Below are 23,132 nucleotides of genomic sequence, written 5' to 3' on the forward strand. Positions count from 1 at the left end.
GCCAGAAAAGTCCTTTGATTGGGCTTCTGGCTGTTTTCTTTTATAATAGAAGAAAGCAAGAGTGGAGGATGGACTGTGGAAAACAAACATGTCTTTTATGATGGAAACTATGAATGGATTCAAGTCGACCAGCAAGACGCAAAAAGCGTGATGGCACTACAAAAACAATATCATCTTTCGGATGAGATGCTTACGTATTCTCTAGATAAAAACGAACGCGCACGAGTCGAATACGATGCCGAAGAAGAAGCATTGCTGCTGGTTTTCAACGTACCTCAGCAAGAAAAGCGGGACAATCATTTTGAGACCAGCCCAATGACGTTTATTTTAAAAAAGAAGCAGATCTTTACTTTTGCCTCCCATGATACCCGTTATGTGATTCCGATGATGGAGCGCTTGATCCTGCAAAAGCCGCAGCAAACACCGCTGCACTTTTTGTTTCAAAGCTTATTCTTGATTTCAGGCACGTTTTTTCCGCTAGTCGAAGAAGTCAATAGTGATCGGATTCGCTTGAATCAGCGACTTCGGGAAAAAACCACCAATAAAAACCTGCTGCAAATGTCCGATTTGGAAGTCGGTTTAGTCTTTTTAGTGTCTGCCACGAAACAAAATGCGGTCCTCTTGGAGCAGATCAAAGCGTTATCCATTTATCGTTTGATGGATGATGACGAGCGGGAACAGCTGGATGATGCCCTGATCGAAGCCAAACAGGCAGTGGAAATGACGTTGCTGGCTTTTCAAATTTTAGAGCAACTATCTGGAACCTACAATAATCTGTTAAACAATAACTTGAATGATACCATGAAGTTTTTGACCGTTTGGTCTCTCTTATTGACTGTGCCTTCCATCGTCACCAGTTTCTTTGGCATGAATGTTCCACTGCCTTTTACCAATAGTATTTTCGGTTGGGGGATTGCCTTATTGATCAGTTTAGTATTATCCATTTGGATGTTGATTGCTTTATGGCGCAGAATTCGTTAATCGATCACCAAACCTAGACCGGCGGCGATGACCAAGGCCTGTTCTTGATCGACCGTTAGCCCCCGCAATTGTTCAAAGGACAATGCGATCTTTTGAAATTGATTGGTCCGAAAATCTAAAGTTGCTAATTTTGTGTGAAACCAGTTGCTATTGTTCAACTGGTTTTCTTGTAGCGTCAAGTGTTTCCAATCCATTTCATAAAACTCACTGTCGTTTAGTTGGCACTGACGAAACAGCATCGTCCGTAAATTGGTGTTGCTAAAAGAAGCAAAGTTCGCCACGCAATCTTCAAAGGTGCAGTCACGGAAATAGCTTTCCGCAAAATTGGTGCCAGTCAATTTGCATTGTTTAAAGTGAACCCGATGAAAGCTGGCGCCAAAACATTCCAGATTAGAAAAATCGCAATTCTCAAAAAGAACGTTTTGGCATTCCCATTGACTCAAGCGTGTTTTTTGCATCGTCACTTTCTTGAAATGACATTGCTTCAAGATGAGATTTTTGCAAGCATCATAGCTATAGTCATCGCCTTCGAAGAAAGCACCTTCGAAAAGCAGTTCTTCTTCTAAATAAAAATCCTGTGGCTCTAATGCTGACAATAAGGGCGGTAGTGGCAATACGATTTTTTTCTTCATCAAGATCCCATCCTATCTGTTTTTCTCTTCAGTATAACACGGCGAATCGCTGCCGCAACAGGTGCGAAAAAGCGGTAGAATATTGTGAAATTTATTCAATCGGATTGCAGAATGCTTTTATAACAAGGAAAATCCTTAGGTTTAAATACATAATTTTTCACAATCTTTTTGCTTGCAAGACGAAAATAATTTTGATATAGAAACTTGATTCGCTGAAAGTGACGTATATCAACGAAAAACTGTCATAAATTTTTAAAATCGCGAAAAAGTTGATAGTTTTCAAATTCACAAGCAAGCTATAATGACAATGTAAACAAAAGGAGGAAATTTTCCATGACAAAAACAGTTATTATCGGTGCAAACCATGCGGGGATTGCTGCTGCCAATACACTATTAGATAACTACAAAGACCAAGAGGTCGTAATGATCGACCGTAATACAAACTTAAGCTACCTAGGTTGTGGGACTGCTTTATGGGTTGGACGTCAAATCGATTCATACGAAGGCTTGTTCTATACAAAACGTGAAGATTTTGAAGCAAAAGGTGCAAAAATCCATATGGAAACAGTGGTTGACCATATCGATTTTGAGAAAAAAGAAGTGCACGCTGTAACCAATGACGGTGAAACGATCGTTGAATCTTATGATAAAGTTGTCATCGCAACTGGTTCTGTACCGATTTCACCAAAAGTACCTGGACGTGACTTGAAAAACATCCATTTCTTGAAAAAATTCCAAGACGGACAAACGGTTGATAAAGAGTTAGCATCAGAAGACGTGAAAAACGTTGCCGTTATCGGTGCTGGTTACATCGGTGTTGAAATTGCTGAAGCAGCAAAACGCCGTGGCAAAAATGTGTTGCTTTTTGATGCAGCGACACGGGCATTGCCAAACTACTACGACAAATGGTTTACAGAAGATATGGACAAAAACTTAGCTGACAATGGCATTGAATTGCATTTCGGTGAATTAGCACGTGAATACAAAGGAACAGAGAAAGTAGAAGCAGTTGTAACAGACAACGGCGAATACCCAGTTGATCTAGTGATCAACGCGATCGGTTTCTTACCAAACAACGAGCTAGGCAAAGATCATTTGGAATTGTTTGCTAACGGCGCGTACTTAGTGGATCGCCATCAACGGACAAGCGATGCAGATGTTTACGCAGTCGGTGACTGTGCAACGGTGTACTCAAATGCTTTGCAACAAACAACGTATATCGCATTAGCAACGAATGCCGTACGTTCAGGGATCGTCGCTGCCCATAATATCGGCGGAACGTCTCTAGAATCAACAGGTGTTCAAGGATCAAACGGGATTTCGATCTTCGGCTACAACATGGTTTCAACTGGCTTGTCAGTCGAAGCTGCCGAACGTAATGGCATGAAAGTGAAATACTCTGATTACGAAGATACCCAAAAACCAGGCTTCATGAAAGAAAATGCGACAGTTAAGATCCGCATCGTCTATGAAGAAGAAACACGCCGCATCGTTGGTGCACAAATGGCGTCACGTACATCTGAAATCGCAATGGGCATCCACATGTTCTCACTAGCGATCGAAGAAGGCGTAACGATCGACAAGATGAAGCTATTAGATATCTTCTTCTTGCCTCACTTCAACCAACCATACAACTACATCACGATGGCTGCATTGAAAGCAGAATAAGAAACACGAAAGTCGGAGTGTATGCTCCGGCTTTTTTATGAAATAATCATGAAAACTGTTGACAATAAGAGAAAAAAGCAGTATACTATAAAAGTTGAGAAATAAAAGCAGAAGCACCCGCTTCTCGCCTGAGTGAAGATATCGCTGGGCAGAATAGGATTCCTACCATTTATTTGTGTGGAGTACGTGCGGGTTCGTGAAGAACTCGTTTTTTTATTGTCTGATTTCGAATCGACAAGCTTTTCTTTCTCTCAAAAAACTCGGAGGTGAATGACCATAGCAAAGGATATGATGGTAAACGACGGCATTCGTGCACGTGAATTGCGTTTGATTGATCAAAACGGCGAACAACTTGGTGTAAAGAGTAAAGCTGAAGCATTGCAAATTGCAGAACGAGCAAACCTTGATGTGGTATTGGTGGCACCAAATGCTAAGCCGCCAGTAGCAAGAATTATGGATTACGGGAAATTCCGCTTTGAGCAACAGAAAAAAGATCGTGAAGCTCGTAAGAAACAAAAAGTAATCAACATTAAAGAGGTTCGTTTAAGTCCAACGATCGACGTCAATGATTTCAACACAAAATTGCGTAATGCACGTAAATTCCTTGAAAAAGGGGACAAAGTGAAAGCTTCGATCCGTTTCAAAGGCCGTGCCATTACCCATAAAGAAATTGGTCAGAAAGTGTTAGATCGTTTGGCGGAAGAAACTGCTGATTTGGCAACTGTTGAGCAAAAGCCAAAAATGGATGGCCGCAGTATGTTCTTAGTATTAGCACCAAAAAACGATAAATAATGACTCACTGAGTTTCAGTTTAAAGTCAGATAACGAAAGATTTTGAGGAGGAAATTAGTTATGCCAAAACAAAAAACACACCGCGGATTAGCAAAACGCGTAAAACGCACTGGCGGCGGCGGATTGAAACGCTTCCGTGCCTTTACCAGTCACCGTTTCCACGGCAAAACAAAAAAACAACGTCGTCAATTGCGTAAAGCTTCAATGGTTTCAGCTGGCGATTACAAACGTATCCGTCAACAACTAGCACGCATGAAATAATTGCGTAACCCAAGCTTCACGTATACAAACAATTATCGATTTTCATATTAGGAGGAATTATACATGGCACGTGTTAAAGGTGGAACAGTAACTCGTAAACGTCGTAAAAAAGTGCTTAAATTAGCAAAAGGTTACTACGGTTCTAAACACACTCTATTTAAAACAGCAAAAGAACAAGTAATGAATTCATACAACTACGCATACCGCGATCGTCGTCAAAAGAAACGCGACTTCCGCAAATTGTGGATCGCTCGTATCAACGCAGCGGCTCGTATGAATGGCTTAAGCTACTCAAAATTGATGCACGGCTTGAAATTAGCTGAAATCGACATCAACCGCAAAATGTTAGCTGACTTGGCTGTAAACGATGCAACAGCATTTACTGCATTAGCTGACCAAGCAAAAGACGCTTTAAACAAATAATCAATCGTTGGGAACAACGTTAGCCCCGCTCTTTGAGCGGGGTTTTTTGTTTTTTCTCGATGACCGAAGAAGGGTTTCTCACTATCTTTCATATGTTTCTTTCCATTAAGCGAAAAATAGATTATACTTTTGAAAGCGTTTGTTTTATTTGTCTCACGATTTTTTCACGAACACTGCAGCAAAAGGAGCGTACGATGGCAATTGATTTATGGCGGCATTTTAAAAAAGGATTGATGGTATATATTGGGATTGGAATTGCAGTCTCATTTTTGAGTGCCGCGAATGTCTTTTATTTTCAAAAACTACTCGATTCATTTGGCAAGACACTTGATTGGCCAGTTGTTTTTATCTATGGGTTAACGCTAGTACTGGTACCACTTTTGTCCTATCTCGAGCAGAAACCAAAAACAACATTGCACAACAGCATGTATTTCTATCTCAAAGAACAAGCTTTAGTAAAAATCAGCAAGATTGCCTATTCCGAATACTTGCAAATCGGCTCTGGAGCACTCTTACAGAAAACCGAAGCGGGAGCAGCGGCGGGCAGAAATATCCATTTGAATTTTTATGGACGCTTGTTTAAAGAATTGCTTCCCGAAACACTGTTTAACTTAGCTTTTATTGCTATGATCGATAAAAGGTTGATTCCAGCGATCCTTGTGGGCTATCTAGTGGTGTTTATCGTGACCAATCTGCTTTTGAAAGTTTTACGCTCTCTCAAAGAACGTGCGCTAGTTTCAGAAGAAGCCATGAACAGCACCTTTATTCGCGGACTAACGGAAATGGTCACGTTTCGGATCAATAAACGGTTTGAAAAAGAGATCGCACAATATAAAAACATGTCTGCTGACACAACAGAACGTTTGACAAAAATGACGATGATCCATGAGTTTTTCTTTGGTTTTTTTGCAGTTTTAGTCGCATTGATCAAAGTCGCAATTGTGGTACTGGCATTTACAAATCAGATTACGGTCAGTTTGGGCGGTTTAGCAGCACTGATTATTTATGTGGATCGAATCTACACGCCTATTGCAATATTTAACGTGATTTTTGTTCAATACAACTTAGATAAAGTTGCCTTTGCACGGTTAAACGAATTTTTCTATCTGCCAGAGGACAAAGCATTAACACAAGGCGATGCATTGTCTGAGACCATCAACTGCATCACAGTTAAGGATCTATCCGTCACACTTCAAGAAAAGCAAATCTTAACCAATAGCACACTGGAGCTGAAGCGGGGAGCGATTTATGGGTTAGTAGGAGAAAGCGGCGCAGGAAAATCAACGCTGGTCAAAACGATTTTAGGCTTGTATCAGCCGACGACCGGTGCGATCCTGATCAATCACAAAAATTTAGCTGCTTACAACTTAAATGATTTCTATGAGCATATCTTTTATCTATCGCAAGATGCGCCAATCTTCCAAGGAACGCTGAAAGAGAATATTATTTTTGATAAGGAAATCGCAGACGAGGAAATCATAGCGGTATTAGAAAAATGTCAGTTAGGCGCATTCTATCAGACACTCAAGGGAGGACTGTCTGCTGAAATTGGAGAAAAAGGAGCCAACCTTTCTGGTGGGGAAAAACAGCGAATCGCTTTTGCCCGATTGTTTTTCTCAGACGCAGAAGTCATTGTTCTTGATGAAGCCACATCTGCTTTAGACGAAACAACAGAAGAAAAGCTTTTTGCAGCGATCAAAGACCAATTGAAAAATAAACTAGTCATTATGATCACCCATCGCCCGAAAAATTTGATTTATGCGGATGAGATCATTGAATTGAAAAAAACACAGGTTGAAGCGGCTTCATCATAAAAGCAGCTTCAACCTGTGTTTTGATCAGCGCATCAGTAAATGCGGCAGTGTACTAAGCCATGCAAGCATGCCGACAATCAAGGCAAAGACCAAGACGATGACTGTTTTTGAGAGGAAATCTTTTTTGATGTCCCGCTTTTTCCTAATGGCATCGAGGTCTTGATTTTCCATGAAGGCAACGATCTCTTTATACGTTTTGATATTTTGGGTTTTCTTGATTTTTTCGATCTTCAATGCGGCATACATGGAGACGAGCCAAAAACATAGAGGCGGGGCAATCCACCAGTGTCCTGGTAAAAAGAGAGCAGGCCCAACAGATATTGCGGCCAACAATGTAAAGACCAACATTATTTTCGTGTAGTGATCCATTGCTGTTTTCTCAATCGTTTCTTTCATTTGTTCAACATCCCCTTTGACTAATTCATCTAAAGAAACATCAAATAGAACACTGAGCAATAATAAATTGTGAACATCAGGATAGCTTTTTTCATTCTCCCAATTGGAGATCGTTTGTCGGGAGACATAGAGTTTTTCTGCCAGCCCTTCCTGAGAGAGGCTTAATCGTTCCCGATGTTTTTTTATTTGTTTGCTTAAGTTCATTTTATCCGCTCCTTCTACCATTAGTTTAGGCCAATGTCTGCATTCTAACGATCAAATGTCTTTGACAATGCCTTGAAATCAAGTGTCAAAATGTTTTTACAGTTGGGTTTGGGCTTTTTATAACAATATTATTTTTAAACTTAAGATAGTAAGCAAAGGTATTTTTTTCTTCACGTTGTTTTTTATTTGTATCGATCTTTCTCTAGTAAAAAGAGAATATGAACTATCTAGTATCATCTTATATACTCAATCTTTCTCTATTATTCATCAAATGAAGGGGGAAAGAAAGGAAAAGAGAATATTTATTTTCCTATCTTCTGTACCACGATTTTTAACATAAAGGAAGAAAAATACTTTTTAACAAGAAAAGACCAATCTAGTAACCACACTAGATTGGTCTTTTTGTAAGTTTAGCAAGATACTCGAATGAATAGGCGACTTCCTCAATACAACCCAAAACTAGCTAACCAAGCCAGAATCACTGCTAAGGGACCCGTGAGTAAGCGAGAGAACAAAACGGCAGGGACACCGACTTCTACGGTGTATGGCTCAGCTTCGGCTAATGTGAGACCGACAGGGGTAAAATCTGCACCGGCTTGAGAATTGATTGCAAAAAGAGCGGGTAGTGCCATGGCGGGAGCAATCGTGCCTTTGCCAATCTCTACTCCTAACAATACGCCGACGACTTGAGCAATGACGGCACCTGGGCCTAGAACGGGTGAAAGAACTGGAATTGAACAAATAAGAGATAAGATCACGAGACCAACGATACTACCAGATAAGGGAGTGACACCGCTAGCGATGATGTCGCCAATGCCTGTATAATTGATGATCCCTACTAACATACTGACAAATGCCATGAAGGGAAGAATATTTTTGATTACGATTTCGATCGTATCACGACCCGCTTGGTAAAAGATTCCCACAATGTTGCCGACGGAACGACCAAGGCGGTTGATGAAACCTAGAAGCCCTCCTTGTGATTCAGCGACTTTTTCTTTAGCAGCAGTGACTTGTTCTTTTTTAGTAGGTGTTGGTTCTTTCACTTTTTCGCTTGTTACCGAAGATTCTGTCATTGCTTCATCAGAGCTGTAAACGTCATCTATGGTGACGCCCGAGACAAAATTCTTTTCATTGATAAATTTCATCAACGGACCTGAAGGAGTAGTAGGATGGAGATTGACGGTCAAGACATTTAATTTGGGATAGACACCGCAACGGGCAGTCCCTCCACAGTCAACAACCGCACAGATCATTTGACTTGGTTCTACTTTTTCTTTAAATCCGTCGATTGCTTCCACACCTAATTGTTCAGCAATTTTTTTCGCCACTGGATGGATACCTCCGCCTGTGATGGAAGCAACGACGGTTTTTTCAGTCGTGGGTTCTAGCGTTAGTGGACCACCCCAACCCTTCGTTCCATGTTTGACAATAACCGTTTTTGACATTGTTTTTCCTCCTCTTTCCAATGAACATCATTCAGTGGTTTCTTTCCACATCAGTTTCGTTAATAATTCTGTGACAACGCCTCGAATGGTGATAACAACAAGACCGACTAGAAAATAGCGGACAGCTAACGGCATGGTGGATAAGCCTAAAGTGGTTAAGCCAGAAGCAATACCAGTCCAAACAAATAATTCACCGGCATTTGCATGGGGGAATAAGCCAGTGATGGGATGGACCAAAGAAACGGCTGAATCGTAGAAAGCCGGTTTTTGCTTTTCTTTCAAAAAACGACCAAAGGAGTAACACATTGGGTTCGTAAGAAAAAAAACAGCGAGAAGCGGAAAAACACTATAGCGTAAAATGATATTTCGGGTACAGATTTGAGCGAACTTAGAAACGCGTTCCTCCCCAATCAGTGCAATCAATGCATTGACGAATGTGAGTAAAACAATCAAAGTTGGTAAGATACCAGTGATCAAACCCACTAGATTTTCCCCACCAGCATCAAAAATACCAATAAAATTTTCAGCAATCATTACTAAGAAATCCATTTACACTACCTCCAGTCGATTTTTTTCAGATTGAATCAATTGAATTGCTTGTTCAAAAGCAGCTTTCCTTCTTTTATTAGCAAGTAGTGGCATTGCTTCCGTTGGTTTCTTTCCGATAAATTCTTGATGTTCTTTAAAACGGGCAAAGATCGTGATGCCAGCCATTTCTTTATAGGTCACGATACAATCCTGTTCATCTGTAACGACTAGCAGGACGATGCCACGACCTAAGTTAAATTTTGCCTTTGAGATTCCTACACCCAAAAAACCAGTATTTCGTTTTTTTAGTTCGTTTATTTCTTTCCCATAGTTTTTGTGCTGCAAGTAGGACAAGAAAATCTGAATGAACCAACAACCGGCTAACAATAAAACAAGCTCCTTGTATTCCTCCATCAAGTAATCCCTCATTTCTCAATTTTTCTGAAAGCGCTTTATAAGAAAATCTTAAATTGTGAATTTGTGAAAGTCAATATGAAATTCACATATTCTTCATGTTGGAACATATGTTAAGTTTGTGAAGAAAAGGGAACGTTAGGTAAAGATGCATCGTTCGCAGCTGAATTTTATTGGAAGCGTTGACAAGAGAATCTTGGCCTACTAGTATAAGGATGTATCATATGTTACGTTAAATATATTTTGTTAAAGGAGAGCTGAGAATGACTATTTATCAACAATTATTGGAGAGAGAAGATCACGGAATGCCAATCAAAATTGGCGTGATTGGTGCAGGTCAAATGGGCTTTGGAATGATTGCACAGATCGCGACGATCCCGGGAATGGCTGTGACAGGGATCAGTGATATTCGGTTAGATTTTGCACAAAGTGCGGTGGAAGCTTACCGTGCTTCCTCCACAAGCCAGCATGAAATTCTAACAGTTACTGATTTCAAAGAGGTGATCTACTCAGAAGATGTTGAAGTGATCGTCGATGCGACTGGGGTACCTGAAGTAGGTGCAAAAATTGCGATGGAGACGCTTTTGGCTAAAAAACACCTTGTTCTACTAAATGTTGAAATTGATATTACGATCGGTCCTTTGATGCATCGGCTTTATCGGACTGCCGGTCTAGTGTATACCGGATCAGATGGAGACGAGCCGGCAGCGACAACCGAACTTTTTGAATTTGCGAAGTCTATGGGGATGGAAGTTTTAGTAGCAGGGAAAGGGAAAAATAACAAACTTAACATTGCCGCTAATCCAGATACTTGTCAGGAAGAAGCAAAGACGAAAAAAATGGCTTCTCATATGCTTGCTGCTTTTAAAGATGGTACGAAGACGATGGCTGAAATGAATTTACTGTCAAATGCGATTGGCTTTGTCCCAGATAAAGTAGGGATGCACGGCGTTGCTGGTGATCAAGAGTCCGTTTTGAAGGATTTGAACCTGCAAGAAAAGGGTGGCGTACTGAATAAATTTGGGGTTGTAGAATATGTCGACGGCTTGGCTCCAGGTGTTTTTGTAATCGTCAAAGGTCAAAATGAAGGAGTCAAACATGAACTGAATTATTTGATGCAAAAAGAAGGAGATCATCATCTCTTGTATAGACCCTTCCACTTAGCAAGCTTAGAAACACCGATCACCATTGCAAAAGCTGTCTTGCAAAAGGATCATGCGATCGTTCCATTAGGGGCACCAATTTCTGAAACAGTAGCTGTTGCGAAAAAGACAATCAAACCAGGAGAGCGTTTAGATGGTATCGGCGGATATTGTGTGCGTGGAGTTTTAGAAACCCATGCCGACATGACAACAGAAGGACATATCCCGATTGGTTTGATTTCAGGAGAAGTAGTAGCAAAACGCACCATCGAAGCAGGCACATTTTTGACAGAAGACGATGTGGAGTTAGACCAATCAACAACCGTCTGGAAGCTTAGAAAATTACAAGATAGCACATTTGCGTAATTCTTTTTTGAAAATCGCCGTTTTAAAACGTGTTAAAATCAATAGTAATAAAGTATTTATACTATTGGAGGAAAAATAAATGGGCTACTCGGATGATAAACGATTACTTGTAGAATTGGCATCAATGTATTACAACGAAGGAGCAAAACAAGAAGAAATCGCCAAAAAGTTTAGTATCAGCCGCTCACTGGTCTCTAAGTATTTAGCGAAAGCACGTAGTTTAGGATTAGTAGAAATCATCATCCATGATGAATTGCTGCACCCATTTCAACAACTTGAACAAAACATTCAACGACAATATGGACTAAAAGAGGTCATTTGTGTTCCATCGACCGGAGAAGAATCTTTAAACAAACGATTAGGCATTGCAGCAGCAAAATACCTGACGCGCATCACTAAAGCAGATGCGACGATTGCGATTTCTGCTGGAACTACGATCCATGAAGCAGCCGTCAATTTTTCTGCAAAAAACCATTTACCAAATGTGCGCTTTATCCCCCTAGTAGGTGGACTAGGCAGAGAACACGCAACTTTACAAGCCAATGTTCTTTGTGAACTTTTCGCAAGTAAGTGTGGTGCAGTTGCAGTGGAATTACATGCGCCGATCACGGTGGATTCAGCAGAGGCTCGAGAGGTCTTCTTGAATCAATCCTTTATAAAAAATGTGTTTGAAAAAGCAAGAAATGCCGATATTTCTTTGGTGGGAATCGGTGGGACGCCCGTCTATTCGACCATGACAAAAGCTTATCTTGCGAAAGAAGAGGGCATGAAGCTTGAGTTTACCAATGGGACGATCGTCGGCGATATTTGTTATAACTTTATCGACGAAGTGGGCGCATTAGTGGATTGTGAATGGAACAAACGAGTATTGTCGCTGGAAGTGGTGGATCTAAAAAGGATTCCTTTAAAGATTGCTGCAGCGGGTGGAAAGGATAAAGTGAAGGGCATTAAAGCAGCCTTAACTGGTGATTGGGTTGATGTGCTGATTACGGATGAAGACACCGCAAAGGCTCTGTTGAATGGATAGAGTGAATCCTCGTGCTGCTTAGATGAACTTTTAGGCAAAACAAAAGGAGAAAACAAATGGAAAAAACGAAGCATCTTTCGATTGAGAATAGTGCAAATCTCTCAAATGAAACGTTTAAAGAGATTTTTTACAAAATGTGGGAAATTCGCTTTTTTGATGAAAAAGTAGATGAACTGTTTGCTCGAGGCTTGATCCATGGAACGACCCATTTGGCTGTAGGGCAAGAAGCGACTGCTGCAGGAAGCAGTGCCGTCTTAAAAAAGACCGATTGGATCACCTCGACCCATCGTGGGCATGGGCATACACTTGCCAAAGGAACCAATGTTAACGAAATGATGGCGGAATTGTTTGGGAGAACCACAGGGACGAATAAAGGCAAAGGCGGCTCAATGCATATCGCTGATTTGGATACTGGAAATTTGGGCGCAAACGGTATTGTTGGCGGTGGGTTTCCGATTGCTGTCGGCGCAGCTCTGACCTCGAAAATGAAAAAGACGAAACAAGTCGCTTTGTCATACGGGGGCGATGGGTCTACCAACGAAGGAAGTTTTCACGAAGCAGTCAATTTGGCTTCGATCTGGGATCTACCGGTAGTCTTTTTTATTGAAAATAATAAATATGGTATGAGCGGTTCCGTTGAAAAAATGACGAATATCCCACAGTTATCAGAGCGAGCAAAGGCCTACGGAATTGAAGGGATCACAATTGATGGAAACAATCTGATAGAAGTGATCGAGACCACCTATCAAGCAGTTGAAAAAGCTCGGCGCGGCGAAGGACCGACATTGATTGAAGCTATGACCTATCGTTGGAAGGGACATTCGAAATCAGACGCGAAAAAATACCGGACGAAGCAAGAAGAAGAGCAGTGGCGCAAAGAAAAAGATCCCATCCAACAAGCCAAAACAACCTTGATCGCAGCGGGGATTTTTACTGAAGAAGAGGCAGAGGAAATTCGAAAAAAAGCCAAGCAAGCCATCAATGATGCAGTGACATTTGGTGAAAACAGTCCCGTCGTTGCCGTGGAAACGATGTTTGAAGATGTATATGCAGAGTAGGAGGACATCATGAGAGAAATTACTTATGCGGAAGCCGTGAGAGAAGCTCTTTCGGAAGCAATGCGAGAAGACGAAGCTGTGTTCATGTTAGGGGAAGATATCGGTGTTTATGGAGGCGCTTTCGGCGTTAGCCGAGGGATGGTGGAAGAATTTGGCGAGGAGCGTATTCGATCCACCCCAATTTCTGAATCAGCAATTGCAGGTGCAGCAGTTGGCTCGGCTATGACGGGCATGAGACCGATTTTTGAAATTCAATTTTCTGATTTCATTACGATCGCCCTCGATCAAATTGTAAACCAAGCAGCAAAAATTCGTTATATGTATGGTGGAAAAGCACGAATTCCTCTTGTAATGAGAACCCCCGGTGGTTCAGGAACTGGGGCAGCAGCGCAGCATTCCCAAAGCTTAGAAAACTGGACGGCTCATATCCCTGGCTTAAAGGTGATCCAGCCAGCAACGGCTTATGACGCCAAGGGCTTACTGCATGCAGCGATTGAGGATGATAATCCAGTAATGTTCTATGAACACAAACTATGTTATCGAACCTCGTCGGATGTGCCGCAGGAAAAATATACGATTCCTATTGGGGTTGCGGATATTAAAAAAGTAGGAACAGATATTACCGTCGTTGCTACAGGAATTATGGTGCATAAAGCATTAGCTGCAGCGGATATTTTACAAGAGAAAAATATCAGTATTGAAATTGTCGACCCTCGAACATTGGTGCCTTTAGATAAACAAACCATCATCGATTCAGTGATGAAGACTGGGCGTGCGGTGGTCGTGACCGAGGCAGTCAAACGCAGTGGTTTCAGCGCTGAATTAGCAAGTGTGATCTCAGAAAGCGAGTCTTTTGACTTTTTAGATGCGCCGATCGTTCGCTTAGCAGGTGCAGAGATTCCGATGCCGTATCATCCTGACTTAGAGAAAAAAGCAGTACCACAAGTTGAGGATATTGTTGAAGCATGTTGCAAACTGATGGCGGATAAATAGGAGGGAAAGTATGGCACATGAGGTTTTGATGCCTAAATTAAGCTCAACGATGACTGAGGGAACCATTACGACTTGGCTAAAAAATGAAGGCGATACCATTGCGATCGGTGATCCAATCTTTGAAGTAATGACAGATAAAATCGCCATTGAAGTAGAAGCCTATGAAGAGGGGATTCTCTTAAAGAAATACTTAGCTGATGGGGAGAGTGCGCCCGTTAATTCAATTATTGCTTATATAGGAGCAGCAAATGAAACGGTCCCACCTCAGATGCCTTCAAGTGAAGCAACTCAACCAGACCAAGCTAAGCAGAACCAAACAAATACAGAAACTGAAAAGACAGCACCTCGTACCAATGATCAAATGATGCGTACCATACGGGCAACTCCTTCGGCTAGACGTTTGGCAAGAGAGCGTGGGATCGATTTGACTACGGTTCAAGGAAGTGGACCGAAAGGCAGGATCCAAGCTTTGGATATTAAGGCCATCAATAAACAACCAACTGTCGAACCACAGATTGAGGAAGTGGTATCTGAGAGTGCGCTCATTCCATGGAGTCCGTTACGAAAAGCAATTGCAGAGAAAATGGTAGCGAGCAAAACGACCATCCCCCATGTCACCATGACAGCGGAAGTCAACTTGACGAAAGTTATTGACCTACGAAATCAGCTGTTACCGATGATCGAACAAAGAACAGGTGAACGTCTTTCTTATCTGGAAATTTTTGCCAAAGCAACCATGATTGCCTTGAAGGATTTTCCGATATTCAATGCCCATGCCACGGATGAGGGGATCAAACGGTTTTCAGCGATTCATCTTGGAATTGCCGTTGCTCTTTCAGAGGGATTAGTCGTTCCGGTCATTTCGTCAGCTGATCAGCTCGGTCTAGCTGATTTGACCACGGCAATCAAAGAGAAAACGAGAAAAGCTCGTGAAGGAACATTGACGAATGCCGAAATGTCTGGTGGTACGTTTACGATCAGTTCATTAGGAAAAACAAAGGTCAAGCAGTTTACGCCGATTATCAACAAACCAGAAGTAGCGATCTTGGGCATCGGTGGGATTTATGAAAAAGCTATCTTCAATCAGACTGCTGTCGAAGTGAAAAACCAATCCTTTGTTGAACTGAATCTTTCATTTGATCATCGTGTCGTAGATGGGGCACCAGCAGCTGCATTTTTAACAAAAATCGTGACGTTACTAGAAGATCCACTAGGCTTCTTATTGTAGAAAGTGGGGGAACTTATGGAATATAACACAGATACCTTGGTCATCGGATCAGGTCCTGGCGGGTATGTGGCAGCGATTCGGGCGGCGCAATTAGGTCAACAAGTCACGATCGTAGAAAGCAATGCTATCGGTGGGGTCTGTTTAAATGTGGGATGCATTCCTTCTAAGGCACTGATCCATGCCGGACACGTCTATCAAGAATCAAAACACAGCCATTATCTTGGAATAACCAATCAGCAGACAACATTAGATTTTCAGACACTCCAGAAATGGAAGGATGAAACCGTCGTCCAAAAGCTCACTTCGGGCATTCGTGGACTGCTACTCAAAAATAAAGTTCAAATCGTTAAAGGTTATGCCCGGTTTCTTTCACCAAATCAAGTAGAAATCAAAGGTAAGGGAGAAAAAACCATTCAGTTCAAGCAGGCGATCATCGCCACAGGAAGTCGTCCAATCGAGATTCCCGGCTTTGCATTCGGCGACAGAATTTTGGACTCTACCGGGGCATTGTCTTTAAAAGAAGTGCCCAAAAAGTTGGTGATTATTGGTGGCGGTGTGATTGGCACTGAACTTGGAAGTGCCTATGCAGATTTAGGCGCAGATGTCACGATACTGGAAGGATCGGAGCAACTGCTTCCTTCTTACGAAAAAGACTTAGTGGCGGTGGTCGAAGCGTCCTTTGCTAAAAAAGGGATCAAAATAGTAACAGGTGCAATGGCAAAATCAGTAAAAAGCCATGATACAGGTGTGGAAGTAACGGTTCGTGCCGATCAAAATGAAACAATACTAACAGCTGATTACGTACTGGTCACAGTGGGACGCAAACCAAATACAGAAGATCTTGGTTTAGCTCAGGCGAAAATCGAGACAGGAACGAACGGCTGGATACGTGTCAATCAAAAATACCAAACGTCACAAGCCCACATTTATGCCATCGGTGATGTTATTGAAGGACCAGCACTTGCTCATAAAGCGAGTTATGATGCGAAGATAGCTGCAGAAGTCATCAGCGGGAAAAACGTAGCAAAAGATTACCGAGCCATTCCTGCAATTTGTTTTACAGATCCAGAAATCGCTACTGTGGGCAAAACTTTAGCAGAAGCGAAGACTCAAGGACTGGCAGCTGATACTGCGAGCTTTCCATTTCAAGCAAATGGTCGTGCTTTGTCACTGAACACCTACGAAGGCTTTGTTCGCTTAGTCTTTGATAAAGACTCAGAAGTAGTCATTGGTGGACAAATCGTGGGACCTGGAGCTAGTGATTTGATCGCTGAAATCACGTTGGCGATCGAATCAGGACTAACGTTAGAAGATATTGCGCTGACGATCCATGGACATCCAACACTTTCGGAAGTTATAATGGATACAACAGAATTGGCATTAGGTCTACCTATTCATCTATAACGAATAAGTGAAAAAAAGCATGAAGGAGGCATTCGATTGTATAAAAGTACGGTGAAAGAAATTGGCGAGTTGGTTGAAGCTTTTGAAGAGGAGATGTTGTTGATCCTGTTTGGTCCAGCAGCAACGGAAGAGTTGAAATCAATCTGTGTGCTTCATGAAACAATTGAACAACAAGAAAATGTTCTTCAACCTGGAGTGAAGCTTCAATTAGGCGAGGCGACCTATACGATAAAGAAGGTTGGCAGTGCAGCCAATCAAAACTTTAATGAGCTAGGACATATCTCTATTTATTTTCGTGATGGAGAAAATGAAATTTTACCAGGAGCAATTCTAGTAGAACCGGGAGCTTACCCTAAGTTGACGGTGGGGGACATCATTAGAATTGGCAATTGATAAAAAATATTTACCAGAATCGTCTGCAAGTAAAGTCGCTTTTATCAGGGCATTACCTGCAGGCGATTTTTTGATGAACAATATTTGTTTACCAGTAAGCATATCACCCCATAAAAACGTCTGCTTTGTGCTATACTGAGGCTTTGTAAAAATAAGTTTGTACAAGCAAGCAGCAACGGTTTTTTCATTGATTGCTTGCAAGAAGGAGCGAATACGCAGTGAAAAAACTAAAGGTTCAAGATTTAATTGCAGTGGGGATCTATACAGCGATCTATTTTCTTTTAATGAGCGTCTGTCTATTGATTTTGCGTTTTGTGATCCCAGGTTTTCATAATTTATTTATTCCAGCAGTCACCGCTTTGTTTTCTGGCATTATCTATCTGATTTTATTGAATAAAGTACCGAAATTTGGCGCAATCACCATTATGGGTACCGTGGTAGGGCTCTTTTTTTTGATTTCAGGACATTTTCCATTGGCCTTTTTGCCCAATATGATTTGTGCCTTAGCAGCTGATTTGATCCAATACAAAACAAAGCTCAAAGGAAACGTTCGCGTACTGGCGAGTTATATCGTCTTTAGTTTTGGCTTGATGGGTCCGATCTTACCCCTGTGGTTTATGAAAAATGCCTACATCGATTCATTAGTGGCTCGTGGAAAAGATGAAACCTACATTGCCGGCGTGTTTGCTCATACCTCCAATTTGATGTTAGGGCTTTGTGCATTGGCGGTTTTGATTGGTGCGGTGGCTGGTTTAGGTATCGGCAGTCGCTTGATGGAAAAACATTTTCAACCAACGATCCAATCGCATAAAGGGTGAGGAATGTGTCGAAAACAAGGTTTGATCCCCGCAGCAAATTGGCGGTGATTCTCTTTGCTAGTTTTACTATGATGGTGACCATCAGCTGGATCGATGAGTTTGCCTTTGTCACTTTCTTGCTGCTGCTATTTATAGTCAGCGGCTTTTGGAAAAAAGGTTTGCTGCTCTATGGCGTGTTTGTCTTGCTGACACTGGCAGATAGTTTTTTGTTTCGTCAGGGAAACCACGTACTAATCGTGTTGCTGGATTTCTTTTCCGTCGGTTATCGCCGCTTATTGCCAACGATCATGGCGGCGGCTTTTGCCATTAGCGGGACGAAAAACAGTGAGTGGATGGCTGCGCTGCAAAAAATGCACGTGCCCAACGTATTGTTAGTTCCGTTGGCAGTCTTATTTCGTTTTTTCCCCACATTGGTACAAGATTTCAAAAGTATCCGCCAAGCGATGCGCTTTCGCGGCATCTCGCTGTCGGCAGGATCGATCTTGCTTCATCCACTGCAAAGTGCGGAGTATTTTTTGATCCCATTACTGATGTCGGCTGAAAAGACCGCAACCGAGCTGTCCGCTACGGCGCTGGTTCGCGGGTTAGCATCAGAAACTCCCCATACCACCGTCCACGAACTGAAGCTGCGCTGGTGGGATGGCTTGGTCTTTTTAGCATTATGCGGCTTTATCGTGAAAAGGATGTGGCTTGGATGATCACACTAGAACAAGTGTCAGTGAAACGAGAAAATCGGACCGTATTATCTGAGCCCTCTTTGACGGTCGCAGCTGGGGAAGTCATCGTTTTGTGCGGCGCTAGCGGCAGCGGAAAATCGACCTTGCTCAATGTTTTGAATGGCTTGATCCCTGAGCTGTATCCCGCCGAAGTGCAAGGAAAGATCCGTGTCGGAGAAACAGACTTGCCAGTTGCCGATTTCTCCCATTATGCCCAGACGATCGGCGTCGTCTTTCAAAACCCCAAGACGCAATTTTTCACCACGGATGTCTATTCGGAGTTAGCTTTTTCGATGGAAAATGCGGGCATCGCACCAGAAAACATTCGGCAGCGAATCACCGAAGTAGCACAGCAGTTTTCCCTGACCCCGTTGCTTGATGCTAGTGTCTTTGACCTATCTGGTGGGGAGAAGCAGCTGATTGCTCTCGCTGCAGCCACGATGTTGCCCCATGATGTGTTCTTATTGGATGAGCCTTCCAGTAATTTGGATCAAGAAGCGATCCAAAAGTTGACTCAAGGATTGGCTTCTTTAAAACAACAAGGGAAAACCATTGTGATCGCCGAACACCGCTTGGCGTATTTGGCGCCACTGGCAGATCGCTTCTGTCTATTAGAAGCAGGACGATTGCGGGCGTCTTATCCAGCAGCTCAGCTTTTGTCACTGCCCGAGGAGGCAATTCACGAGTTGGGATTGCGAAAAGTAGGCGAGGCGGCATTGGAAACTCAGCACTGCCGAGAATCTTTGCCAGAAAAGTCTGGATTAAGGGCAACGCATCTGCAGATCAAGCAATCGAAACGCTCAGCAAACAGCAGAAATTGGGCGCTTAACTTGCCTGAACTACAATTGCCGACGAAGCAAGCTGTGGGGATCGTTGGACCAAATGGTGCTGGCAAAAGTACGTTGGTGCAAGTCCTGTCAGGATTGAAAAAATGCCCAGAAGCAGTATTTGCCATCAATGGACAAAAGCGGACCCAAAAGCAGCTGCTGCAGGAAAGCTTTCTTGTGATGCAGGATGTCAACTTGCAGCTGTTTTTTGAAACGGTGGAAAAAGAGCTGCTGATCAAAGCCCAAAACCCAGCTCGTTTTGAAGAAATTGTCTCATTGTTGCACTTAACACCACTCCTTGCCCGACATCCGCAAAGCTTGTCGGGTGGGGAAAAACAACGAGTTGCCATCGGCAGTGCCCTGCTTTCTGGTAAACGCCTGTTGTTTTTCGATGAACCAACGAGTGGGTTAGATTTGCAGCAAATGGAAGAAGTCGCAAAACTGTTGCGAACAGTCGCTAAAGAAGTTGATCTGTTAGCGGTGATCAGTCATGATCGTGAGTTTTTGGCTGAAACATGTCCTTACGTGCTTCAACTCCACCAAGGGGAACTCGTTGGCACGTATCAGCTAGCAAAAAATATGGAATAAATGAAAGACGGAGTGGACCTTGGTTCATGCCGTCTTTTTTTGTTGAACATGAAAAAATCTTCATGATTTTTTTCTTCCAATCAGTTAGGAAGTTTCGAAAAAATCCGTTATGATAGAAGCAAAACAGGAGGAGGAGCGCATATGTCCTTGAAGATCTTGCTAGTAGAAGACGAAGAAAGTTTAGCCAGTTTTATTCAGACCGAATTGACTTTTGAGGGATATGACACGGTCTGGGCCAAAGATGGGCAAGAGGCATTGACCTTATTCAATCAGCAAGCAAATGCCTTTGATCTGATTTTATTGGATTGGATGCTGCCAATCTATGACGGCATCACAGTGGCGCGGCGGATACGTAAAGAAAGCGACATCCCGATTTTGATGATGACCGCCAGAAATCAAACCGCCGATGTGGTGACGGGGCTTGATGTCGGATTAGATGATTATTTAACGAAACCTTTTGAAATCGAAGAACTGTTTGCCAGAATTCGGGTGATCGAGCGACGGTTGCAACGAGAAGCCAAACAACAAAAGAACCAGCAAAACCAATTAGTGGCGGGGGAGCTGATGATGGACATCGCCAAGCACTTGGTTCAGGTTGCCGGTGAAACCATTGAGTTGACGCCCAAAGAGTTTGGGATTTTATATGAATTGATGAAAGAACCCGAGGTCGTCAAAACGAGAGATGACCTATTGAATGAGATTTGGGGCTATGAATACGACGGCCAAACGAATGTTGTAGATGTCTATATCCGCACACTGAGGAACAAGCTGGATGTTTGCGGCAAAGGCAAAATGATCGCAACCGTTCGTGGATTAGGCTATGTCTTGAGGACCGATCATGAAGAATAAGTCAGCCAACCAACGTAGAAAAACAGCCCAGTTTCAATTGACGAGCCGCTTTTCCTTGATTCTCTTTGGTCTACTGATTCTCTTCAATCTGCTGTTTATTTTATTATCCGTAGGTTATTTGTTTGAACATATCGAAAATCGTGCCAGCAACATTCTCGAAGCCATCGAAAAAGGTGAGGCATCAGGGGATGCCTGGGACTTTCTCGTCAATGCCTATGTCTCGGCAGATGAAGAAGACGCCCTGCAAGTAATCTTAGCCGATGGCAGTGTCGTTTCATCAGAAGATGCGGAAGAGATTTTTGCCGATATCAATCAAGGGCGAGTGATTCCTTTTCTCGAAGACATCGTTTTTACAGAGGAGGGCATCTATTACACGAAAACCCAAGAAGTCGATGGGGATCAGGTGACGATCGCTATCAATGGGGAGGATAGTGTGGAATTAGCCTATGGCCTCTTTATGATCAGCAGTTTCTTGAATCTGATCGCTGTTGTCGTGGGCAGTCTGCTGATTTATTGGAGTGTCGGGAAATGGAGTCAGAAGCTTACTGGGATGGCGCAAGAAATTGCTGCCATTGAACAAAGTCGAACAGGAGAACTGACGGTTTCTGAAGAGCCCATCGAGATTCGTTCGGTGGCATTGGCCTTTAATAAATTATTGAAAGAACAGCGAGAGACGATCGAACGGGAAAAACGGTTCGTTGCCGATGCTTCCCATGAGCTGCGAACACCTTTAGCTGCGATTCGCGGACATGTCCAATTGATCCAGCGGCGTGGAACCAAACATCCCGAAGTCATTCCTTCCTCAATGGCGTTTATCGACAAAGAGTCGAAGCGTTTGGAAACATTGAGCAATCAATTGCTGGACCTAGAAAAAAATCAATCCCAAGATGAAATGACCCTTGTTGATGTTTCCCAGATCGTCCGAGAAGAGTGTGAAAAACAAGCGACGATCGTTCCGCAATCGATTGAATATTTTGTGGAGAACCAATGTATGAAACGTGGGCATAAACGTGACTTCCAGCAAATCATCCAAAACCTGTTAGAAAATGCCGCGAAGTATTCACCTGCCGATCAGCCGATTCATGTGACCTTGACGCAAGAGCAGACACAGATGTCTTTGACCGTCGTCGATTTTGGCATTGGGATTCCCGATGATAAGAAAGCCTTGATTTTTGAACGGTTCTATCGAGTAGAAGATTCTCGTTCCAGCCAGATTGCTGGTTCAGGCATCGGGCTTTCATTGGTAAAACAGCTGGCAGACAAGTATCATGCCAAAATTACCGTGACAGACAATCAACCGCAAGGCAGTATCTTTAAACTTGCCTTTCCAAATGAAAGAGAAAGATGAAGATTTTTTTAGATTTTCTTCAAGCATTTTTGATTCTTTTTCATGAGGAACTTGTTATTCTAAATATATAGAAAAAAGGAATACACAAACAATTGGAGGAATAAAGCATGAAAAAAACAACTATTTTATTCGGAATTGCCGCATTAGGATTATTGGCAGGATGTACACAAAACAACACTGGAAATTCAGAACCTGCGCAAAACAGCAGCTCAAGCACAGCAGTTGCCTCATCAAGTGAAACAACGTCGTCACAAGCAACAGACAGCTCTTCAAGCAGTGCAGCGATCGCCAATGGCGGCTTACCTACGGTGACCGTAGAAGAAGCGATCCAAATATTCCAAGACAAATACCCAGATGCAGCGATCACTTCGATTGATTTGGATACTTCTTTTGGCAATTACTTCTACCAAGTAGAAGGCTTGGATGACACGAATGAGTTTGAATTAAAGATTGATGCAGAAACCAAAGAAACTTCTGAAGAAAGAACGGAAAAATTGGATGCCGATGAACAAAACGGTGTCAAAAAAGATGCCGATCAATTGGACCTAACCAACTTGCTTTCATTGGAAGAAATTTCTGATATCGCCGTGAAAGAAGCTGGCGGTGGTCAAGCAACAGATTGGTCATTAGACAAAGAAATGAATGTAACCTATTGGGAAGTCAAAGTAGAAGATGGCAACAAACAAACAGATGTGAAAATCAATGCCCAAACAGGTGAAGTACTAGAAACCGAATTGGATGACTAATCCTGTTTCGCAGTAAAAAAGATGGCTCTTTGTCAATAAGGACTGATGAGTTGTGTAAAATCAAATCT

24 protein-coding genes and 1 other annotated feature are annotated in these 23,132 nt (G+C 42.5%); of the genes, 19 read left to right on the top strand and 5 right to left on the bottom strand.

The annotated features are described in order from the left end of the window. The first annotated feature begins 117 nt into the window (after nt 1-117). The gene (locus Q1X33_RS15270; RefSeq protein WP_225582184.1) at nt 118-981 is read left to right on the top strand and encodes a magnesium transporter CorA family protein; all 864 of its coding nucleotides are present in this window, start codon (nt 118-120) and stop codon (nt 979-981) included. Here Q1X33_RS15270 and Q1X33_RS15275 read toward each other — a convergent pair. Then, the gene (locus Q1X33_RS15275; RefSeq protein ID WP_034869065.1) at nt 978-1,613 is read right to left on the bottom strand and encodes a pentapeptide repeat-containing protein; all 636 of its coding nucleotides are present in this window, start codon (nt 1,611-1,613) and stop codon (nt 978-980) included. The genes Q1X33_RS15270 and Q1X33_RS15275 overlap by 4 nt on opposite strands. 333 nt (nt 1,614-1,946) lie before the next feature. On the opposite strand from Q1X33_RS15275, the gene nox reads away from it, so the two are divergent. From nox to Q1X33_RS15300, 5 genes are all read left to right on the top strand, one after another. Next, the gene (nox, locus tag Q1X33_RS15280; protein WP_005228102.1) at nt 1,947-3,281 is read left to right on the top strand and encodes a H2O-forming NADH oxidase; all 1,335 of its coding nucleotides are present in this window, start codon (nt 1,947-1,949) and stop codon (nt 3,279-3,281) included. Nucleotides 3,282-3,380: 99 nt separating this feature from the next. Further along, nucleotides 3,381-3,504 (top strand) — a sequence feature (ribosomal protein L20 leader region). 47 nt (nt 3,505-3,551) lie between these two features. After that, nucleotides 3,552-4,073 (top strand): translation initiation factor IF-3, encoded by a 522-nt coding sequence (gene infC / locus Q1X33_RS15285; RefSeq protein ID WP_005228103.1) that lies wholly within the window; start codon nt 3,552-3,554, stop codon nt 4,071-4,073. Between the two features lie 60 nt (nt 4,074-4,133). Further along, on the top strand, nt 4,134-4,334 hold the full coding sequence (gene rpmI, locus Q1X33_RS15290) for a 50S ribosomal protein L35 (RefSeq protein ID WP_003128650.1): 201 nt from the start codon (nt 4,134-4,136) through the stop codon (nt 4,332-4,334). 63 nt (nt 4,335-4,397) lie between these two features. After that, a complete protein-coding gene (rplT, locus tag Q1X33_RS15295; RefSeq protein WP_003128653.1) occupies nt 4,398-4,757 on the top strand; it encodes a 50S ribosomal protein L20 in 360 nt (119 codons plus the stop codon). 194 nt (nt 4,758-4,951) lie between these two features. Then, the gene (locus Q1X33_RS15300) at nt 4,952-6,571 is read left to right on the top strand and encodes an ABC transporter ATP-binding protein (protein ID WP_005228104.1); all 1,620 of its coding nucleotides are present in this window, start codon (nt 4,952-4,954) and stop codon (nt 6,569-6,571) included. 24 nt (nt 6,572-6,595) lie between these two features. On the opposite strand, the gene Q1X33_RS15305 is transcribed toward Q1X33_RS15300, so the two are convergent. The 4 genes from Q1X33_RS15305 to Q1X33_RS15320 form a co-directional block, all read right to left on the bottom strand. Then, on the bottom strand, nt 6,596-7,171 hold the full coding sequence (locus Q1X33_RS15305; RefSeq protein ID WP_005228105.1) for a helix-turn-helix transcriptional regulator: 576 nt from the start codon (nt 7,169-7,171) through the stop codon (nt 6,596-6,598). Between the two features lie 443 nt (nt 7,172-7,614). Further along, nucleotides 7,615-8,619, bottom strand: a complete 1,005-nt coding sequence (locus Q1X33_RS15310; protein ID WP_005228107.1) for a PTS glucitol/sorbitol transporter subunit IIB — start codon at nt 8,617-8,619, stop codon at nt 7,615-7,617. 27 nt (nt 8,620-8,646) lie between these two features. Next, nucleotides 8,647-9,168, bottom strand: coding sequence for a PTS glucitol/sorbitol transporter subunit IIC (locus tag Q1X33_RS15315; protein ID WP_005228109.1), 522 nt, complete (start codon nt 9,166-9,168; stop codon nt 8,647-8,649). Beyond that, nucleotides 9,169-9,561 carry a transcriptional regulator GutM gene (locus tag Q1X33_RS15320; RefSeq protein ID WP_005228112.1) on the bottom strand — a complete coding sequence of 131 codons (393 nt, stop codon included), beginning with the start codon at nt 9,559-9,561 and terminating at the stop codon, nt 9,169-9,171. It lies immediately after the preceding gene. Nucleotides 9,562-9,824: 263 nt separating this feature from the next. Here Q1X33_RS15320 and Q1X33_RS15325 point away from each other — a divergent pair, with 263 nt between their 5' ends. The 13 genes from Q1X33_RS15325 to Q1X33_RS15385 all read left to right on the top strand — a co-directional run bounded on the left by Q1X33_RS15325 (nt 9,825) and on the right by Q1X33_RS15385 (nt 23,064). Further along, nucleotides 9,825-11,069 carry an NAD(P)H-dependent oxidoreductase gene (locus Q1X33_RS15325; protein WP_034869068.1) on the top strand — a complete coding sequence of 415 codons (1,245 nt, stop codon included), beginning with the start codon at nt 9,825-9,827 and terminating at the stop codon, nt 11,067-11,069. Nucleotides 11,070-11,148: 79 nt separating this feature from the next. After that, a complete protein-coding gene (locus Q1X33_RS15330; protein ID WP_005228117.1) occupies nt 11,149-12,096 on the top strand; it encodes a sugar-binding transcriptional regulator in 948 nt (315 codons plus the stop codon). Nucleotides 12,097-12,152: 56 nt separating this feature from the next. Continuing rightward, nucleotides 12,153-13,154 carry a thiamine pyrophosphate-dependent dehydrogenase E1 component subunit alpha gene (locus Q1X33_RS15335; RefSeq protein ID WP_005228119.1) on the top strand — a complete coding sequence of 334 codons (1,002 nt, stop codon included), beginning with the start codon at nt 12,153-12,155 and terminating at the stop codon, nt 13,152-13,154. Between the two features lie 9 nt (nt 13,155-13,163). After that, nucleotides 13,164-14,147: an alpha-ketoacid dehydrogenase subunit beta gene (locus Q1X33_RS15340; RefSeq protein WP_005228122.1), complete on the top strand. Its 984-nt coding sequence runs from the start codon at nt 13,164-13,166 to the stop codon at nt 14,145-14,147. Nucleotides 14,148-14,157: 10 nt separating this feature from the next. After that, on the top strand, nt 14,158-15,375 hold the full coding sequence (locus tag Q1X33_RS15345) for a dihydrolipoamide acetyltransferase family protein (protein ID WP_005228125.1): 1,218 nt from the start codon (nt 14,158-14,160) through the stop codon (nt 15,373-15,375). Between the two features lie 15 nt (nt 15,376-15,390). After that, nucleotides 15,391-16,779, top strand: coding sequence for a dihydrolipoyl dehydrogenase (gene lpdA, locus Q1X33_RS15350; RefSeq protein WP_034869071.1), 1,389 nt, complete (start codon nt 15,391-15,393; stop codon nt 16,777-16,779). 36 nt (nt 16,780-16,815) lie between these two features. Next, on the top strand, nt 16,816-17,172 hold the full coding sequence (locus Q1X33_RS15355; protein WP_005228129.1) for a PTS glucitol/sorbitol transporter subunit IIA: 357 nt from the start codon (nt 16,816-16,818) through the stop codon (nt 17,170-17,172). Between the two features lie 218 nt (nt 17,173-17,390). After that, complete coding sequence (locus Q1X33_RS15360) at nt 17,391-17,990, top strand: MptD family putative ECF transporter S component (RefSeq protein WP_010750012.1); 600 nt, start codon at nt 17,391-17,393, stop codon at nt 17,988-17,990. After that, the gene (locus Q1X33_RS15365; protein WP_005228133.1) at nt 17,987-18,688 is read left to right on the top strand and encodes an energy-coupling factor transporter transmembrane component T; all 702 of its coding nucleotides are present in this window, start codon (nt 17,987-17,989) and stop codon (nt 18,686-18,688) included. The genes Q1X33_RS15360 and Q1X33_RS15365 overlap by 4 nt, the downstream gene beginning before the upstream one ends. After that, nucleotides 18,685-20,121, top strand: coding sequence for an ABC transporter ATP-binding protein (locus Q1X33_RS15370; RefSeq protein ID WP_034869076.1), 1,437 nt, complete (start codon nt 18,685-18,687; stop codon nt 20,119-20,121). Before Q1X33_RS15365 ends, Q1X33_RS15370 begins: the two co-directional genes overlap by 4 nt. A gap of 141 nt (nt 20,122-20,262) precedes the next feature. Next, nucleotides 20,263-20,970 (top strand): response regulator transcription factor, encoded by a 708-nt coding sequence (locus Q1X33_RS15375; RefSeq protein ID WP_005228137.1) that lies wholly within the window; start codon nt 20,263-20,265, stop codon nt 20,968-20,970. Beyond that, nucleotides 20,960-22,318 carry a cell wall metabolism sensor histidine kinase WalK gene (locus Q1X33_RS15380; RefSeq protein ID WP_005228139.1) on the top strand — a complete coding sequence of 453 codons (1,359 nt, stop codon included), beginning with the start codon at nt 20,960-20,962 and terminating at the stop codon, nt 22,316-22,318. Before Q1X33_RS15375 ends, Q1X33_RS15380 begins: the two co-directional genes overlap by 11 nt. 107 nt (nt 22,319-22,425) lie before the next feature. Beyond that, nucleotides 22,426-23,064: a PepSY domain-containing protein gene (locus tag Q1X33_RS15385; RefSeq protein WP_005228140.1), complete on the top strand. Its 639-nt coding sequence runs from the start codon at nt 22,426-22,428 to the stop codon at nt 23,062-23,064. Nucleotides 23,065-23,132 lie beyond the last annotated feature (68 nt).

Source organism: Enterococcus sp. B2E4, from assembly GCF_030499455.1.
GTDB lineage: Bacteria > Bacillota > Bacilli > Lactobacillales > Enterococcaceae > Enterococcus_D > Enterococcus_D casseliflavus.